The following is an 18,577-nucleotide window of genomic DNA, read 5'->3' on the forward strand; positions in this document are numbered from 1 at the left end:
TTTATAAATTAATTATTGGTGCTAAAACTGCCCAAACATTTGTTGCCAATATTTTATGCCCATCAACGGTTGGATGAATACCATCTGCTTGATTTAATTCAGGAACGCCACCAACATCTTTTAATAAAAAAGGAATTAAATAAAGATTGTTTTTCTCGGCTAGTTCAGGAAAAATGGTTTTAAACTCGGTAGTATAATCTTGGCCCATATTTGGTGGTAATTGCATTCCAGCTAAAATAATTTTAGTTGCAGCATTTTTTGCTAACACAGCATCTATAATCGCTTGTAAATTTTTCCTTGTTTCTGTTAAAGGAACTCCACGCAATCCATCATTAGCACCTAATTCTAAAATAAAAATATCTACTTTTTGATTTAGTACCCAATCGATTCTACTTTTTCCTCCTGAAGTTGTTTCTCCACTAACACCAGAATTTATAACTGTATAATTTAATGAAAGTGAATCTATTTTTGTCTGAAGAATTGAAGGAAAAGCATCATTTACATCCTCTAAACCATAACCAGCAGTTAAACTATCGCCAAAAACTAAAATTGTTTTTGTAGCACTGCTTTTTTCTTCAGTGGTTTCAGTTTCAACAGAAGTTTTTTCAGTTGTATCCTGATTTTTATTATTATCTGATTTACAAGAGAATACAATTATCAAAAGTAAAAAATAACAAAACTTTAGGAAAATCTTCATTGTATTATTCTTCATATTTAAAATCAATTGATTATTTTTCAATTTCAGCATTTTTTGGCAACATTTATAATTGATAAGTACTATGACAAAGATATTAAAGATTCACGAACTAGAGAAAATATACACTAGTGGTTTAAAAAAATTAACAGTATTATCTCATATTTCTTTTGAGGTTGAAAAAGGAAGTGTTTTTTCAATAGTTGGTCCTTCGGGTAGTGGAAAAACAACCTTGCTAGGGTTATGTGCCGGTTTAGATTATCCAAGTAACGGAACAATAGAGTTATGCGGTAGAAATTTAGAAAATTTAGATGAAGATGAGCGCGCTCAATTACGCAATAAAGAAGTAGGTTTTATATTTCAAAACTTTCAATTATTACCTACACTTACTGCATTAGAAAATATAATTGTACCGTTAGAGTTGCAGGGCGAAAAAAATGCAGCTAAAATTGGTATGGAATTATTACAAAAAGTAGGATTGTCAGATCGTTTTGACCATTATCCATCCCAATTATCAGGTGGTGAGCAGCAACGTGTAGCTTTAGCTAGAGCTTTTTCAAACAAACCTTCTATTTTATTTGCAGATGAACCTACTGGAAATTTAGATGAAGAAACTGGCGAAAAAGTGATTCAATTATTGTTTGAACTAAATAAAGAAGCAGGTACTACTTTAGTTATTATTACGCACGATTTAGATTTAGCTAATAGAACACAACAAATTTTACGGTTAAAAGGAGGAAAAATTATGTCTAACAAAAAAACAATTGTAGTTTAATGAACAAAGCTTCTGTTTTATGGCTATTTAAAATGGCTTGGCGCGATGGAAAAGCGAGCCTTTCCAGATTAATGCTTTTTATGGCATCTATTATTTTGGGTATTGCGGCAGTTGTTTCCATTCAAATGTTTAGTGAAAATTTAAAACAAAATATAAAAAATCAGAGTAAAGCCTTAATGGGTGCTGATTTTATAATTGATAGTAGGCAACTTCCAAATAAAAAAGTTCAAGCTATAATAGATTCATTAAATGTTGCGGCTTCAGAAGTGAATTTTGTTTCTATGGCGGCATTTCCAAAAAATGAAGGAACAAAATTAGTAAAAGTACGCGCCATTGAAGGTGATTTCCCTTTTTACGGTACTTTAGAAACTGAGCCAATAAATGCTGCAAAACAATATCAAGATTTAGGTGGCGCCTTAGTTGATGCAACTCTAATGCTTCAATTTAATTTAAAACCGGGAGATTCTATTAAATTAGGAAAACTCACTTTTCCTATAAATGGTGCCTTAAAATCTATTCCTGGAAGCACAGCAGTTTTTACTTCTGTAGCACCGCCAGTACTTATTCCTTTTCGGTTTATTGATGATACAGAATTGTTACAATTAGGAAGTAGAAAAGAATATCAATACTTTTTTGTAGCACCACCAACTATGGATTTGGAGCTTTTGGATAAAACTATAGATCCTATTTTAGATGATGAAAATGCAGATTTAGATACACATACCAGTACAAGTGAGCGCTTAGGTAGAAGGTATGATAACGTTAGTAGGTTTTTAAATTTAGCAGCATTCATCGCTCTTTTATTGGGTTGTGTAGGAATTGCAAGTTCTGTTCATATTTATATTAAAGAAAAATTAAAGAATGTTGCTGTTTTAAAATGTATAGGAGCTACCAGAAAACAAACTTTCTTAATTTACTTAACACAAGTTATTTGTATTGGTTTTATTGGAGGAATTTTGGGCGCTGGTATCGGAATTGTATTACAATATGCTTTTCCTTATTTTTTACAAGAATTTTTACCTTTTGATGTGCAAATATCTATTACAGTTCAACCTTTAATTATGGGAGTGAGTTTAGGTATTTTAATGTCCGTTTTATTCGCTTTATTACCGTTGCTAGGTACTTGGTATGTTTCTCCGTTAGAAGTTTTAAGAGGAACAGATGAAAACTTAGTAAAACCACGAAAAGCCAGACTTTTAACCTTGGCAGCAATTATACTTTTTATCTTTTTATTTTCATTTTGGTTGTTAAAAGATGCTTTATTTGGACTGGCATTTACAGTGGGGATTTTAATTGTTTTTGCAATTATGGCCGGAATTTCGAGTTTTTTTATGAATCTTATAAAAAAGTATTTTCCTAATAATTGGGGTTTTACAAAGCGTCAGAGTTTATTAAATTTATTTAGACCAAACAATCAAACAATGGTATTAATTTTAGCCATTGGTTTAGGTACTTTTTTAATTAGCACTTTGTATTTTACTAAAGATATTTTGTTAGCAAAAACAGCAATTGAAAATAGTTCAGACAATGCAAATATTATTTTATTAGATGTGCAAAACGCACAAAAAGAAGCTGTTATTAACACCGTACTTTCTAAAGGATTTGAGATTATTGATAATATTCCTATAGTTACTATGCGATTGCATCAAATTAAAAATGAATTGGTGAACGATATTAGAAAAGATACTACTTCAACAATGAATCAATGGATTTTAAATCATGAGTTTAGGGTAACGTATCGTGATTCAATATTAGATTCAGAAGAATTAGTTGCAGGAATATGGACTCGAAAAATAGAGCATGGCGAACCAATTTTAATTTCAATATCAGACAACATTGCTAAAGATGCAGATTTAGAGATTGGTGATTCCTTAATTTTTAATGTACAAGGAGTTTTAATGAAAACCGTTATAGGAAGCATTCGAAAAGTAGATTGGGGACGCATGCAATTAAATTTTTCTATAGTATTTCCAACGGGTGTTTTAGAAAATGCACCTCAATTTAACGTATTAACTACTCATGTACCCAATGAATCTAGTTCAGCAGCTTTACAACAAGATTTAGTCAAGAAATTTCCAAATATATCTGTGTTAGATTTAAGACAAGTTTATACTGTAATTGAAGATATTTTATCTAAAATATCTTGGATTATTAATTTTATGGCTTTCTTTAGTATTCTTACAGGAATTATTGTTTTAATTGGTTCAGTTAGAAATAGCAAACACCAACGGATTAAAGAAAGTGTGTTGTTAAGAACTTTAGGAGCAAAGCGCAAACAAATTTTGCAAATTACTGCGCTAGAATATATTTATTTAGGAATGTTAGGTAGTTTAGTAGGTATTTTACTGTCACTACTTAGTAGTCAGTTATTGGCTGTATTTTTATTTAAAGAGCCTTTTATACCATCTCTTATTCCATTTTTAGTTTTTTTACCAGGTATTACTTTATTGGTTTTAGTAATCGGTTTAAGTAATATCAGCAGTGTTTTAAAAAGTCCGCCGCTAGAAGTTTTAAGGAAAGAAGGGTAGTTTTCTGAGTTAAAATTAAACAAGCTTCAAGTATGCAAATTATTTACCAAGCTTGTATAATTAACGCTGGACTATCAATTGAAAATGATTCCATATTAAAATTTCCATAATAGTTACAATGGTTAAAACCTGCATTATTCAATAAAAGTGTTAGTTCGTTTTTTAACAATGGTAATAATTCAATGCTGTTTTCAATTATTTGTTGGGTAGCTTTCACTGTTAATCGCGTATTAAAATCAATTTTATTAACTGACTTACGATAAGAATAATTTCGTTCAAATATGATTTCATCATTTTCTATAAGTGGTAATTGTTTTATGTTTTTTTCAATAATTCTATCATAATTAACTATTTGCAATAATAATTTGCCGTTTGTTTTTAATAAACCTTTTGATTGTTTTAAAAAATTTGCAATTTCATCTAACGAATTTAAATGAACTAATGTATTTCCAAAACAAATAATACCATCCGCAGAATTTTCATCTAAAAAAGCCTCTAAATCAAGCATGCTTACTTGTTGAAATTGAATGGATTTTGATTTATCCAGCTTCTTTTTTGAAGCTGCTCGTATCATTTCAGCATCCATATCAATTCCCAATACATTTTTGTAATAATTTGCCAATTCAAATGAAAGTGTTCCAATTCCACAACCAATATCTAAAACAGTACTATTATGTTCAGGTATTTTTAACTTAATAAAATCAACTTGATTCACATTAATTTTAAAAATATGGTGATAAAAGGGCGCAATTTGCTGATAAAAACTCATTTAAATTATTTTATAATTAAAGTTAGTACAATAAGGAAGATACGATTAAACCTAAAGTGATCTAATATAGAGACTTTAAATTTTACAAAAGCCCATCAAAATATTTTGATGGGCTTTTGTATTATGTTTTTAATTTGAAAATTACTCTGGTTTAATAGAAGTCCCAGTTTTAGGCTCAATAGTAATACCAGTTTTAGGTTCAATAGTGATGCCGGTTTTAGGTTCAATAGTGATGCCGGTTTTAGGTTCAATAGTAATACCAGTTTTTGGCTCAATAGTAATACCAGTTTTTGGCTCAATAGTAATGCCGGTTTTAGGCTTTATGTTTTCATTTTTTTGTTTAGACATCGGATATTTTTTTTAGTTAATATTTTACTATATTAGTAAAAATATTTCAATTCTACAACTAATAAGGGATTGATATAGAGTGCTAAACGTAATTATGCAAGCAAAAAAATGAATTTGAAAAACTTTGTAGAAGAATGCCATGATAAGGAAGTTTTTAAAAAACTTTCTATTTACATTGTATCTTGTTGGGTACTTCTTCAAGTATTAGCAGTTACGTGGCAACCATTGGGTTTACCTCAAAAAACAGTTACTTTTTTTATTATTTTGGCATTAATCGGATTTCCTGTTAATGGTTTTTTAGTTTGGAAATATCATTTAGTTCATTTGAATTATAAACAAATGATTATTAACGATGAAGGTGACTTAGAAAATCGTACGCTAAAAAATAGTCCTTTTCAAAAAATGTATTTTACAGTATTAATAATTACAAGTATTGTTTCACTTTCAATAGTAGCTTTAATTATTAATAATAATTTTAGTAACACTAAAAAATCTCAAAATATTGAAATAAGTGATAAAATTGCTGTGTTAAAATTTGGCAATAATACTGGCGATAAAAAATATGATATAGTTAGTAAAATGACTGCCGATTGGATAGTGCACAGAATTACAGAAAACAACGTTGGTCAAGTAGTTTCTCCTGAAATTTTAGATGATTATGTTGGATTAATAAACACTTCAACCAATTTAACACCGCTTGATAATGAGCGAATTATTAAAGAATATTTTAGTGCTGGAAAATTAATTTCTGGAAATTTTTATTTAAAAGAAAATAAATTATTGTTTCAAGGCTCAATTACTGATGGCGCAAAAAATATTCAATTAATATCATTTAAATTAGTTGAATGCGATTCAGAAACGCCTCTTGAATGTATTGAAAAACTAACACAACTTATATTAGGATATCTTATTTCTGAAGATAATAAAATTTCAAATTTACAAGAAAATTCTCCTCCAAAATTTGAGGCGTATAAATATTTAATTGCTGCAAAAGAGAACATATCTAATTCTAAATTATATATAGAACTCATAAATAAATCAATAGCTATTGATGATAATTATTTTGAACCAAAAGTTTTAAAAGTTGCGTATTACTATAATATTGGCGATTTTAAAAAATCAGATTCGCTATTAAAACAAATTACACCAACTTCCTACACCAACCAAAGGCAATTAAACTTACTTAATTTATATGAAGCTTTATTAAAAGGAGATAATAAAAAGGTTTATAATTTCTCGCAAAAAGAATATGAAATAACTCCTTTTGATTTGTTGTCAAACTCAAGTCAAATGACAATAGCACTTCAATTTGTAAATAAACCAGCCGATGTCAATACCATTTTTCAAGTAATTTCAACAAAAGGTATGGATGTTGAAAATTGTGCTTATTGCGAATATAGAATTTATGTAAAAGCTTTATCAGAAATTGAATTAGGCAATTACAATACCGCCATTGATTTATTGGTTAATATAAATGAAAAAGTTAACAAAACCAGATTAAAAAGAACATTACTTACAGCATATATTCGTTCTAAAAATGATATTAAAGTTGATGAATTTATGTCAAAAGCAGAGATTTCAAGTGCTATCAACGATATTCAAAATTTATATTTACACATAGCAAAAGAGTATTTGCTATTAAATTTAAAAGAAAAAGCTGATTTTTATTTTAATAAATTAATTGCCTCTTGCAAAGAAAATGATGAAGATGGAAATTTGGCGTTAGCATATTTTTATACACAAAATTATAATAAAGCAGCAAAATTATACCAACAGCAACTAAATTCAGAACCAAATAATGTAAACGCACTTTCTAAACTTGCAAGTTGCGAATATAAAATAGGAAATATAGAACAATCTGAAGCTGTTATTGAAAAATTGAAACAACTACAAATGCCTTATCAATACGGAAAAATTGATTACGCTTTGGCACAATACTATGCAATTACTAAAAATGAAGATTTAGTAATGAAACATTTATTAAAAGCAGTATCTCAAGGCTACTTATACACCCCAACATCTTATTTAAACGATCCAATTTTTGTGTCATATTTTGATAATCCTAAATTTAAAGAGATTCTAACTTTTTGGCACTAACTAACTAACTAACTAACTAACTAACTAACTAACTAACTAACTAAAATGGCTATTCAAGATTCTACACAACAACTAAATGCTGTGACATCAAATTTAGATTTTATTAGTAAATTAATTGAACATCTAATTTGGCCATTTACGTTGCTAATTATATTTATAATTTTCAGAAAACATTTTTCAGATATAATGCGTAAATTAAGTGGTATTGATGCTACTGCAACAGGAATTTCATTAAAATTTGATCAACAAATAGATAAAGCAATTGAAAATTTTTTACCAACACAAGATGAGAATAATTTAATTGCTAAATCAGCATTTAAAATAGGAGAGGAGGAGCAACCTGAAATACCTAAAACGCCTTTTCAACAAATGTTGCAGCTGAGAGACAACTTAAACCATCGCATTATTTTAAAATCGCAAGAAAATAATATTTCTACACTATCCAAATCAAGTATTGAGCTTAAAAATGAATTGTTACAATCTGGGAATATAACTGCTAAAAATGCAAAATTATTTCAAACTTTAATTGATTTAACTAATGCAAGCGATAAAACAATTAGTCAAGCGCAGGTAAATAAAGTTCAACTATTATTTAACAACTTAAAATTGTAAATATTATGGAAAGATTAAACAATGCGTATGCGCTTTTAATTGGTGTTAAAGATGATAAACTAGATACTTTAATTGATGCAAAGGGAATTTATGATATGTTGGTAGATGAAAACCTTTCAGCGTATCATCCAGACAATATTATTTTTTTAAGTGGTGAAGAAACTACCAGAAAACATATATTGGATGCTTTCGATAAACTACAACAAATGACCAATGAAGACTCTTCTGTTTTTTTATATTATACGGGACATGGAGGTTATGGTTTGGGTGAATATTTTATTCAACCATATGGAATAGTTGGATCACCAGCTGAAGCTGTTAGAAATTCTTGGGTAAGTGCTTCTGAATTAAAAGAGAAATTAAATGGGTTAAAATCTAAACGACTTATTTTCTTTTTAGATTGTTGCCATGCGGAAGGAATGACAAAAGGTGGCTTTTTTAATCAAAAAGAAGAAATTAAAAGTAAATCGGGAATTACTTTAAGCGCAAAGAGTTCTGAAGTTGCAGATGGTTTAGGTCAAAAGATAGACAATGAACGAGGGGTTTCAATAATTTCTTCTTGCAGAGAAGATCAATTATCATATCAACCAACAGGTCAAAATAGTATTTTTACCAAATGTTTAATAGATGCCGTTCAGGGGAAAAATAAATCGGAATTTAAAGATCCATTTATTAGAATTTATGAAGTTTTATCGTATTTGCAAGAAGAAGTGCCCAAAATAGCAATGCAAGGAGGTAAAGCGCAAAACCCATACGTAAATCTTCAGCTGTATGATAATTTTGTGCTCAGTTATGTTCCAAAAGAAATTAGAAAAAAACTATCAATCCAAACTTCAGAAAAATCAGAAGATAAATCGAGTAAAGAATTAAAAGAAGTTGTTACATCCTATCGAGAAACTGAGTCATCTAATAACTTGCTGCTTTTTGTTCATGGTTTTTCAGGCGAAGCAGCCGATACATTTGGTATAATTCCTGAATTATTGATGAAAGATGAAAGAATGAATGGCTGGGACATGAAACCAATGGGATATTCACCAAATGTAGATCCAGAGTTTGGTAAAGATATTTGGGGTGGGATAAAAGATATTGATAAAATTTCTAAGTATTTAGCTAAATCTTTCAGATATAAATTTGATAAATACGACAGAATTGCCATTGTTGCACATAGTTTGGGTGGATTAATTGCTCAAAAAGCAATAATAAATTCAAATGAAGAACTTAGAAGTAAAATTTCTCATTTAATTTTATTAGGAACACCAAACTATGGTATAGAAGCTGCACAACTCACTAAATTATGGAATAACAAATACAAAGAATTAAGCAGTACGGGTGATTTTATAGTTTCATTGAGAAATGAATGGGACAGTATTTTTAAAAACAAGTATCCATTTAAATTAAAAGTTGCTGCAGCTATAGATGATGAATATGTAGATATAGCATCTAGTTTTGGATCATTTCCAAAAGAATATTGCGAAATTGTTGCAGGAAATCATTCATCTATGGTTAAACCAAAAGATGAGTTTAATGACTCTTATAATCTTATTGTAAACACATTAACAAATAATACATTTTATAATCAATATACTAATAGCGAAGAAATTAACATAGCATTAGGTAAATATGATGCTGTTATTAAAAAATTGCTACCTAATGCAAATGCACTTGATATTAATGGTTTAAGACAATTAGTCTTTAGTTTAGAAGGTGCCGATAGAAAAGACGAAGCTTTAGAACTTATAACAAATCATTCATTAGCAAAAGATAATGGTGATTTATTTGGAATTATTGGTGGACGATATAAACGATCTTATTTACTTAACCATAAAATAGAAGATGCACAACAAGCAATTGATTATTATATGAAAGGTTTAACGGTTGCTCTGAAAGATAATAACTTAAGTCAGATTTATTATCAAGCTATTAACCTTGCTTTTTTAAGTATTGTTGCTAAAAATAACGAAACCGAAATGCTGAAATATGCAAATCAAGCCCTAGAAGCTGCAAATGCCTGCAGAAATAATTTATGGAAATATGCTACTATTGCTGAAGCTAATTTGTACTTAGATAACATGGATGTAGCAAAAGAATACTATACAAAAGCTGCTGAAATGTCTGGAATTAGAGAAAAAATATCTATGCACACAAATGCTTATAAAGCTTATACCTGTTTAATGGATACTGACAATCCTAATGATGATTTTATCAAGTTTTTACATACCAGTTTTTTAAGTTAATATTCTTACTTTTTACAAATAAGAACAATTATTACTATATTGGTATTCAACTAATTACTACTAACTAAAACTATCGTATTATGTATTCATTTATTGTATTCCAAATTTTTTTTAAATTTTGTCAAATTCAATTACATATTCTTTTATTTTTAATTGATCCAACTGATAGTATAGCTAGTAGGGTTGGAATTGTAGTTATTGCAGCTATTATTGCATATATATCTCGATTTATTTTAATTCGTTTTATGAACCGTTGGATGCTATCTAAATCTTCTAAAGTTGAAAAAAATGCAATTAATGAAATGCCAACACCAGAATTAATTAACAAACAAAAACTCACTTTTGAATATTACAATTCTGAAACAAACATTTCTACATTATCAGCACAACGAGAATCAATAGTTTTACGTGCTAAAAAAATGATGAAACATCAATATATTACTGATTTACTTATTATTTTGGTCTATACTATTGTTGGTGTAATTGTATTTGAAGATTTTCTTTTTGAATGGGAACTAGACATGCCTTTTGCTCTTTCATATTTTTTATATCTCGTCTTCTTTTTAATTTGGACAACAATGGGTCAAATAGGATTTAGACATCAATTTACAGCTTACAAAAATGGTTTGTTTGATGTTATAGCACCTTTATGGAAATTTATATTTGCTGTATTTCAAACTAAATGGAAATTTTTGATATCCATTGCATTGTTATTAATAGCTTTAACAGCTGGAATATTTATGAGTATTATGGAGTTTTCTACAGGTATTAAATTATTAATTGCTGTAGGATTTCATATTTTTATGCTGTATCGTTTAAATACTAAGGCTAAAAATCAACCAAATTTAACACTGTTAATTTTAAGGGTATTTTTAATTAAAAAGACTTCATTATTTACATTTTCACGTTTGGCAAAATTTTGGAAACATTTTGGTTCGTATTTCACAGTGTCAGATCCATCATTTTATAAAGTATTTTGGAAACAGAAATTTAAGCATAGTTTTCCAGTTGTTATGGTACTTATATTTGCAATTTATACCCAACTAGAAAATTCAGCACCAGGAGCATTTGGTCCTTTTATTTTTTTGATGATAATTGGAGCTATTGTATTTATAATATGGAGTATTAGAAATATGAAACGTGGATTTATTCAAAATGAAAGTGCATTGCATTCTGAATTAGAGAGATTAAAACGCAAGCCAGTAAAATTAGATGGTACATTTAAAGAAACACCAATATCATGTTACGATAATACTTGGCAAATGACTGTAGAAACTTTAATAAAAACTGCCAGTGTAGTTTTAATGGACTTGCGTGGGTTTTCCGAAAAAAACAAAGGTTGCGAATTTGAAGTAAATCTTTTACTTAATAAAATAGCCTTAAACCGTATTCTTTTTATAGGTTATGAAGACACTATTCCTTTAATTAAAAGTACTATTGAACGAAAATTTGAAACTCTTGAAGCTAATTCACCAAATAAAGATATTAAAAATGCTGTAACTACAATATTTAAGGTAAAAAAAGAAAACAATAAGGAAACACAATTTATTATGGACCTTTTGATAAAAAAGGGAATGGAATAAATTTAAAGCATATTTATTGTTATACCTAAATTATAACTTTTTTAGAATATTCCATAAAATAAGATTCAAAGCGTTCTAATATTGGATGCATTTTTTCAGCATAGATCACAAATTGGCATTTATCAATACTTTGAGTTATAGACATTAGCGCATTATACGCTGTATTTTGAACTAAAAATTCTGCGTCATCAACACTAAATATTTTTAACTGTGAGGTGCTTACTCCATTTGTTAAAAACAACTTATTTATTGTTATAGGTGTAGAAATAAGAATATCTATACCTTCAAAGATTTCTGATTTTTGCACATCAATATGAAGTTGTTCATAGCCCACATAAACACGTAACGAATTATGTTGGGTATATGTTAAAAAATCAGCATATAATTCTAAGGCTTTTTCCTTGTTTTCCACAAGAATTATAGCTCTTGGTGTATTTCCAACTGCTTCACATTTTAATTTTTGCAAAGTAGTAAGTATAAGCGCGGTTGTTTTTCCGCTATCTTTTGGAGCAATGCAATAAACATTAGCACCACTTTTAATTATAGGAATACTTTTACGTTGAAAAGGAGTAGGTGCTGCTATTTCTAGATTTTCTAACTTCTCTTTTATATTAGTATGTAATTTTTTAAAAGGCATTGGTGTCTTTTTTATAATAATTAGGACAAATATACTACCTGCAAATGAAATAAACGGGAGATGTTCATTTTTCTATTGTATGAAAAGCAATTGAATGATTAGTAAATGAAAATTAATTAAGATTGCAGCTATAATTTTCACAATAATGTTAGCAGATTCACGAGCACCTATTTGAAAAATAAAATAGAAGCGAGTAAACACTTATTATATTGATTGACGAAAGGAGGGAAGTGTAATGTGTGTGGAATGAGATTATTCTTATATTTGTTAAGATAAAAAATAAACTATGAATATAAAGGCAAATCAGTTAGAAACACTTTCAATATTAAGGTTGAAAGAAGTCGTTTTCAGTCTTTTGGAAAAAGAAGGATATAAAAATTTAAAAAGCAGCACCGTTAATATCATCACGGGTGAAACAAAAGAGGGGTTGTCTGTATTAACTACTACCTTTTATCTTTATCAAAAAATTCTTTCAGGAAGCAATGTAGAAGCAAAAGAATTAATAGAAAAACTAAAGTTAGCACACAAAGCAACAAATCCTAATTCGATGATGCTAATTTCAGGTTTTAGTATTTCTAAATCTGTAGAAAGCACAATAAATGGAGCTATTAATTTCAATTTAGAAATTATGCAAAGAGAAAGTTTATCAGACTTAATAGAGTCTCATTTTCCTAACTTTTGGATGTATGAAAATTTTGATTTAGTAAGTTATGAAAAATATTTTTTAGAAGAAATGGTCGAAAAATCTGCATTACTAAATATACAAGGACTTGAGGCTAAGGCCAAAAAGCTTATTGAAATTTATGTAAAACCTCGAATATTTGAAATTAAAAGTGATTTAGAAAGTAATAGCACGCAACTTAATAGAGTTCAAGAAATTGATATTATGAAAAGGACAAAGTCTTGTGTTATTGAAGGTGATACAGGCTCTGGCAAAAGTACTTTATTAAAAGAAATAGGTAGACTTCAAATTGAAGAACAGCAAGAATTAAAAACACTACCTATTTTTATTTCTCCAATATTACTTTTTAATTCAGATTTCAATATTCAGGCAGCTTCTACAAAACTATTAAAAGATAAAGTTCCAGGTGATTGGAATGAAATTATTCAATCTTATAATATCTTATTATTAATTGATAATATTGATGATTTTGAAGAAAAAGAACAAATAAATGTGGTTGAACAGCTAAATGATTTATCTAAGTCTAAAAATATTCGCTATATATTAACGACCAGATCTATAAAAACAGGGAAAATAAACTCATACTGTAAAGATGTTAGTTTTTTTCAATTAAGGAAGTTTAATGATACTCAGATAAAAGAATTTACTTCAAGATTCTTTAATGATAATGGTATTTCAAGTAATCTAATTGATGCTTTGGAAGATCATAGGATTTTAGAGAGATTGCCATTAACACCGCTTTCACTATCTCTTATTGCATTAGTTTATGAAAAGGAAAATTATGAGATACCTGCTACAATTTCTGACATTTACGATAACTTCAATCAACTTATTTTAGGAAAGATTACTGCAACTAAAAAGTTTGACATAATTGACTTTAATTTCAGAGAACGCATTTTATCTATTTATGCTCTAGAAATCTTACAAAACAATAATGGTCGACCATTTTCAAAGATAAATTTTGTTAAATTTTTTAAAGAGTATTTTGAAGCAAAATCAAGTAGTGTAGCAACTGAAGTAATTGAAGAATTTCTACATTTTTTTATAGATAATTCTGGTATATTAAAAATTGAAGAAGAAGAATACGTCAACTTTTCACATAAATCATTTCTAGAATATTACGCTTCTTTAGAAATTTTCAAACATAAAAGAAATTTGGAAAAAGATTTAGTAGATAATTTCCTTGATTTAAACTGGCAAAACGTAGCTATATTTTTTGCTGGTCAGTCAAAAGATATGCCTGATTTCCTTAGAAATATCATAGAAAAAATTAAAGAAGCATCAAAGTTAGAAGAGCATAATAATGCAATATTAGGACTTGGTTATTTATTGCAAGCTTTATATCAAACAGATAATAAACTTAGAGAAGAAGCTGTTTTATTGTCTTTAAATCAAAGCTTAATCCTTCACGAATGGTATAAAAAAATTATTTCGGATGGGGATATTTTATTATTTAAGAAAATGCGACTTCCGGCATTATCAATTTTTAATATGTACTACTTTTACTTAAACTTTTTATCATCTACACTTTCTGAACCTTTAAGTTTAGCTTTTAATAGATTATTAGAAAAGTATAAAGAAGAAGGTGAAACAAGTACAGGGTATCAACTATTAACAATAGCTGCCATTTTCCACTCGAAAAGGATTAGTAATTCCCAATATCTTCAAAAACTATTAGATGAAACTTCAATACTTAAGGATCCATATCTAGTCACAGTTGCTGAATTTGCACTATATTTCAATAGCAGTTCAGATCATAAAGATATTAAGCAACAGTTGGGTAAAGCTTATCTTAAAATGAAAAATGTTACTAAAGATTTGATTAAATTGCCAGCCAATAGGTTAAGGTTTTCTAATCTTGACTTAATAGAATCTAATAAAAAAATTACATTGATTACTGAGGGATCTACGGATGCAGAAATTTTAGAACACGCATTTACAATACTCACAAATAATAAAATACCTTATTGGAAAGTAAAGCCTGCTGGTAACAAAAGTGGTGGAGCAAAAGAAGTGAAGTTTATATTAGACAAGGCAAAACCTCTTGCCCTCGATAATACTTTTGTTATTGGATTATTTGACCATGACACTGAGGGTATCAATCAATTTGACGGATTACAGTTTGACTTTTACAAAGATTACAAAAGAGTTAAAAAAATGAAAGATGCTAATATTTATGGTTTAAAACTCCCTATTCCAAAGTTTAGAGAATTATATGTAAAACAAGAAAGAGAACATTTCTATTTAGCAATAGAACATTATTTTGACGATGAAATTTTACTTAATTATGAACTAGTAAAGCCTTCTGGAATTCCAGGTTTATATAAAATTAAAGACTCAAGTGGTCTGAAAACTAAATTTTCAAAGTATATAAAATCACTTAAAAAAGCAGAATATTTTAGACATTTCATCCCTTTATTTCAAACTATTGATGATATTACTGGAGTGGAAGAAATAGATTATCAACAATACATCTGAAGTCAGTGAATTGCTAATTATTCTTTCAATATAAAATAAGAATAAGACTATGATAATATGGCTAAAACAATAGGTGAGTGTGCTTATATATATTAAACGTTGTAATTTATATTAATAAACTCTGTACAACCATTTAATAAATCTTATAAAAGATACGTATAGATCTTTTTAATAAAGTATATTATACTTTAAATTAATGTAGATAATTTGATAAAACAATGTAGATAAAATAGTATAAAAATGTACTATATTTACAATAATAGTTAAATAGCTTAGAAATAAGTGATTATAAGCACTCAGATAAAAGTACAAAAAAGAATGAATTTAGGCTTATAATGTGTATTTATTTATTTATTTATTAACAATTACAATCTATATTAAGTACTTTAAATTCTATTTAACTAATTAATAAAGTGCTTGATAGTAGCAACTACGAAGTAATCACGAACACAGCTTTAAAAAATAAATATAGAGAGTGTAATAAAATTAAAGGCTTCTGGGATATTTACACATTATCTATCGATATAAACATTAGCCTGTTTATTTATGACATTACACTAAATAGTCTGAAATACAGCTATACAGCAATTCCCAGCGCGCTTTCATTCTTAATTATTGCTTCAGCTATTGGCTAAAATAATATTATTAATATGTATTATAATTTACATTATGTTAAATAGAATATTTAATTTGATGTATACCATAACTCTTTTATAACTTTTCTATTACCAATGTTGTCATACTCCTCTTATTATGAACAATCGTTGTTTTTACATCTTCTATCAACATAATTCGTTTGTTATTTTTTAAATCTTCTAAAACAGTACTGGTTAATAAAAATCTTGTTGAACCATCTGGTAAATTGTAAGTTCCATTTTTTAATAATTCAACCTGGTTTTCAATTCCAAATTCGGAAGCCATTCTTATAAATAAACTTCCATTTGGTTTTAATACACGTAATAATTCTTCAAACATATTTAAAAAATGATTAAAATCTTCAGCAAAATGTAAAACTGCATTACATAATATATGATTAAAACTATGTTGCTTAAATGGTAACTCACTAATACTTGCTTGGATAAAATTTTCTTTTTGTGTTGCATACAATCCTTTACAAAAGTTTAATCTTTGTAATTCAGTGTCAATTCCATGAATTTCAAAACCTGCTTGATAAAACCATTTTAAATTTCTACCATTCCCACAACCTGCATCTAATATTGAATCTCCAGTTTGATACCTATTTTTTAAAATTTGGTCTAAAATATAAATATCAGTACCACTTATTGCATCTTTAATAATTCCTATATCCATATAACTATTTTTCTAAGTTGCAAATTACAAATTCTTATGAAGCAATTGTTTATATCAATTATAAAATATCTTTTCAACTTCAACAATTACTGTACATTTGCAGCATGCAAAAAAAGATTCCATCACAATTTGAATTTATAGCTTTAATGGCTTCATTAATGTCTATTGTAGCTTTAGCGATAGATGCTTTATTACCAGCATTAAATTTTATAGGTTTTACAATTGGCACTTCAGAATCAGCTGATAATCAGCTGTTAATTACAATGATTTTTCTTGGATTAGGGATTGGTCCTTTACTATTTGGACCAATTTCTGACACTATTGGACGTAAACCAATTGTATATTTAGGATTTGGAATTTTCATTATTGCCAGTCTTATTTGTGTATCAGCAACAAGTTTAGAAGTAATGGTTTTTGGTAGAATTTTACAAGGAATTGGACTTTCAGCACCAAGAACAATTAGTATTGCTATGGTAAGAGATACTTTTAGTGGCGATTATATGGCGCGTATTATGTCGTTTATAACTGTTGTTTTTATTTTAGTACCAATTGTTGCACCAGCTATGGGGCAATTTATTTTAAATCATTATAACTGGCAAGCTATATTTTACATACAACTAATATTTAGTGTGCTTATTACTTTTTGGTTTTGGAAACGACAACCTGAAACACTTGCCATAGAAAACCGTGTAAAATTTTCAAAATATGTTTTTGTAAATGGGCTAAAAGAAATTTATAAATCGAAAGCAACTGTTGGTTTTACAGTTATTTCTGGGTTTATTACTGGCTCGTTTATGGTGTATTTAAGCACTTCACAACATATTTTTCAGGAACAATATTTATTGATGGATGAGTTTCCTTATATATTTGCTGGTTTGGCTATTGCTATTGGAACTGCAACTTTTTTAAACGGAACGCTTGTGATAAAATATGGCATGGAGAAATTAGTAACCATAGCACTATTCTCTTTCTTTAGTGTGTCATTATTATATGTTATTCTTTTTTATAATACTTCCAACCCTCCTATTTATATTTTATTGATTTTTTTTGGATTACAATTTTTTTCTATCGGATTTTTGTTTGGAAATTTAAGAGCATTGGCTATGCAACCTGTTGGACATATTGCCGGTATTGGTGCTGCAATTACAGGTTTTATTTCTACTATTATGGCTGTTCCAATTAGTATATTTATCGGAAAATTTACAGCTACTACTGCCCTACCAATATTTGTTGGGTTTTCAATTTGTGGATTTCTTTCCGTTCTGTTATTGCTTTATTTAAAAGCATCAAAAAAAAATGTTTAATATAGAATATTTTGTAACTTTAAGTATTGTTTAAAGTTTAGTAAAATGAAAAAATCATTCAACGAAATTATCGATCAAAAAGTTCCTGTTTTAGTTGATTTTTATGCTGACTGGTGTGGACCTTGCAAAAATATGGCTCCTATTTTAAAGCAATTAAAAACCGAATTAAAAGATACTGTAAGTATTATAAAAATAAATGTAGATAGCAACCAAGAGTTAGCTGCAAAGTATCAGGTTCAGGGTGTTCCTACTTTTATGGTTTTTAAAAATGGAAAACAAACTTTCAGACAATCTGGAATGATGTCTTTAAGTCAGTTAAAACAAGTTATTAGCGAATGATTTTTTTATTGAAATTGATTGACTGTAAAGTTTATTAATTGTTCATTTTCAAACTGAACTGAAAATTCTAACGGATTGCAACAAACTTCGCAATCTTCAATAAATACATTCTTTTTAACCGAAGGATCTAATAAAATAGATACTTCTTCCCAACAATACGGACATTGAAAAAAGTGTTCTTCCATA

At 28.2% G+C, this 18,577-nt stretch carries 15 protein-coding genes; 9 read left to right on the forward strand and 6 right to left on the reverse strand.

Annotation, left to right across the window (positions count from 1 at the left end; translation table 11 throughout):
* Position 1 precedes the first annotated feature (1 nt).
* On the reverse strand, positions 2-712 hold the full coding sequence (locus tag BM335_RS02710; RefSeq protein WP_245780593.1) for an arylesterase: 711 nt from the start codon (positions 710-712) through the stop codon (positions 2-4).
* Positions 713-779: 67 nt separating this feature from the next.
* Here BM335_RS02710 and BM335_RS02715 point away from each other — a divergent pair, with 67 nt between their 5' ends.
* Positions 780-1,469 (forward strand): ABC transporter ATP-binding protein, encoded by a 690-nt coding sequence (locus BM335_RS02715; RefSeq protein ID WP_090222863.1) that lies wholly within the window; start codon positions 780-782, stop codon positions 1,467-1,469.
* Between the two features lie 32 nt (positions 1,470-1,501).
* Complete coding sequence (locus BM335_RS02720) at positions 1,502-3,997, forward strand: ABC transporter permease (protein ID WP_090223241.1); 2,496 nt, start codon at positions 1,502-1,504, stop codon at positions 3,995-3,997.
* 43 nt (positions 3,998-4,040) lie between these two features.
* On the opposite strand, the gene BM335_RS02725 is transcribed toward BM335_RS02720, so the two are convergent.
* Positions 4,041-4,766, reverse strand: coding sequence for a class I SAM-dependent methyltransferase (locus BM335_RS02725; RefSeq protein WP_090222865.1), 726 nt, complete (start codon positions 4,764-4,766; stop codon positions 4,041-4,043).
* A gap of 141 nt (positions 4,767-4,907) precedes the next feature.
* On the reverse strand, positions 4,908-5,114 hold the full coding sequence (locus BM335_RS02730; RefSeq protein ID WP_090222867.1) for a hypothetical protein: 207 nt from the start codon (positions 5,112-5,114) through the stop codon (positions 4,908-4,910).
* A 108-nt stretch (positions 5,115-5,222) separates the two neighbouring features.
* Between BM335_RS02730 and BM335_RS02735 the strand changes: the two genes are divergently transcribed.
* From BM335_RS02735 to BM335_RS02750, 4 genes are all read left to right on the forward strand, one after another.
* On the forward strand, positions 5,223-7,211 hold the full coding sequence (locus tag BM335_RS02735) for a tetratricopeptide repeat protein (RefSeq protein ID WP_090222869.1): 1,989 nt from the start codon (positions 5,223-5,225) through the stop codon (positions 7,209-7,211).
* A 45-nt stretch (positions 7,212-7,256) separates the two neighbouring features.
* Entirely contained in the window at positions 7,257-7,823 is a 567-nt protein-coding gene (locus BM335_RS02740; protein ID WP_090222872.1) for a hypothetical protein, read from the forward strand.
* Positions 7,824-7,828: 5 nt separating this feature from the next.
* Positions 7,829-10,057, forward strand: coding sequence for a caspase family protein (locus BM335_RS02745; RefSeq protein WP_090222878.1), 2,229 nt, complete (start codon positions 7,829-7,831; stop codon positions 10,055-10,057).
* Between the two features lie 80 nt (positions 10,058-10,137).
* Entirely contained in the window at positions 10,138-11,640 is a 1,503-nt protein-coding gene (locus BM335_RS02750; RefSeq protein ID WP_090222881.1) for a hypothetical protein, read from the forward strand.
* A 25-nt stretch (positions 11,641-11,665) separates the two neighbouring features.
* On the opposite strand, the gene BM335_RS02755 is transcribed toward BM335_RS02750, so the two are convergent.
* Complete coding sequence (locus BM335_RS02755; protein WP_090222884.1) at positions 11,666-12,277, reverse strand: DEAD/DEAH box helicase; 612 nt, start codon at positions 12,275-12,277, stop codon at positions 11,666-11,668.
* A gap of 286 nt (positions 12,278-12,563) precedes the next feature.
* Here BM335_RS02755 and BM335_RS02760 point away from each other — a divergent pair, with 286 nt between their 5' ends.
* On the forward strand, positions 12,564-15,437 hold the full coding sequence (locus tag BM335_RS02760) for an NACHT domain-containing protein (protein WP_090222887.1): 2,874 nt from the start codon (positions 12,564-12,566) through the stop codon (positions 15,435-15,437).
* A 711-nt stretch (positions 15,438-16,148) separates the two neighbouring features.
* On the opposite strand, the gene BM335_RS02765 is transcribed toward BM335_RS02760, so the two are convergent.
* Entirely contained in the window at positions 16,149-16,748 is a 600-nt protein-coding gene (locus tag BM335_RS02765) for a class I SAM-dependent methyltransferase (protein ID WP_090222889.1), read from the reverse strand.
* A gap of 104 nt (positions 16,749-16,852) precedes the next feature.
* Between BM335_RS02765 and BM335_RS02770 the strand changes: the two genes are divergently transcribed.
* A complete protein-coding gene (locus BM335_RS02770) occupies positions 16,853-18,052 on the forward strand; it encodes a multidrug effflux MFS transporter (protein ID WP_090222892.1) in 1,200 nt (399 codons plus the stop codon).
* A 45-nt stretch (positions 18,053-18,097) separates the two neighbouring features.
* Positions 18,098-18,391, forward strand: coding sequence for a thioredoxin (gene trxA, locus BM335_RS02775; RefSeq protein WP_090222895.1), 294 nt, complete (start codon positions 18,098-18,100; stop codon positions 18,389-18,391).
* A 5-nt stretch (positions 18,392-18,396) separates the two neighbouring features.
* Here the strand turns inward: trxA and BM335_RS02780 are convergent, their stop codons facing one another.
* Positions 18,397-18,576, reverse strand: coding sequence for a zinc ribbon domain-containing protein (locus BM335_RS02780; RefSeq protein ID WP_090222897.1), 180 nt, complete (start codon positions 18,574-18,576; stop codon positions 18,397-18,399).
* Position 18,577 lies beyond the last annotated feature (1 nt).

The sequence above is a fragment of the Lutibacter maritimus genome (assembly GCF_900116115.1).
Lineage (GTDB): Bacteria > Bacteroidota > Bacteroidia > Flavobacteriales > Flavobacteriaceae > Lutibacter > Lutibacter maritimus.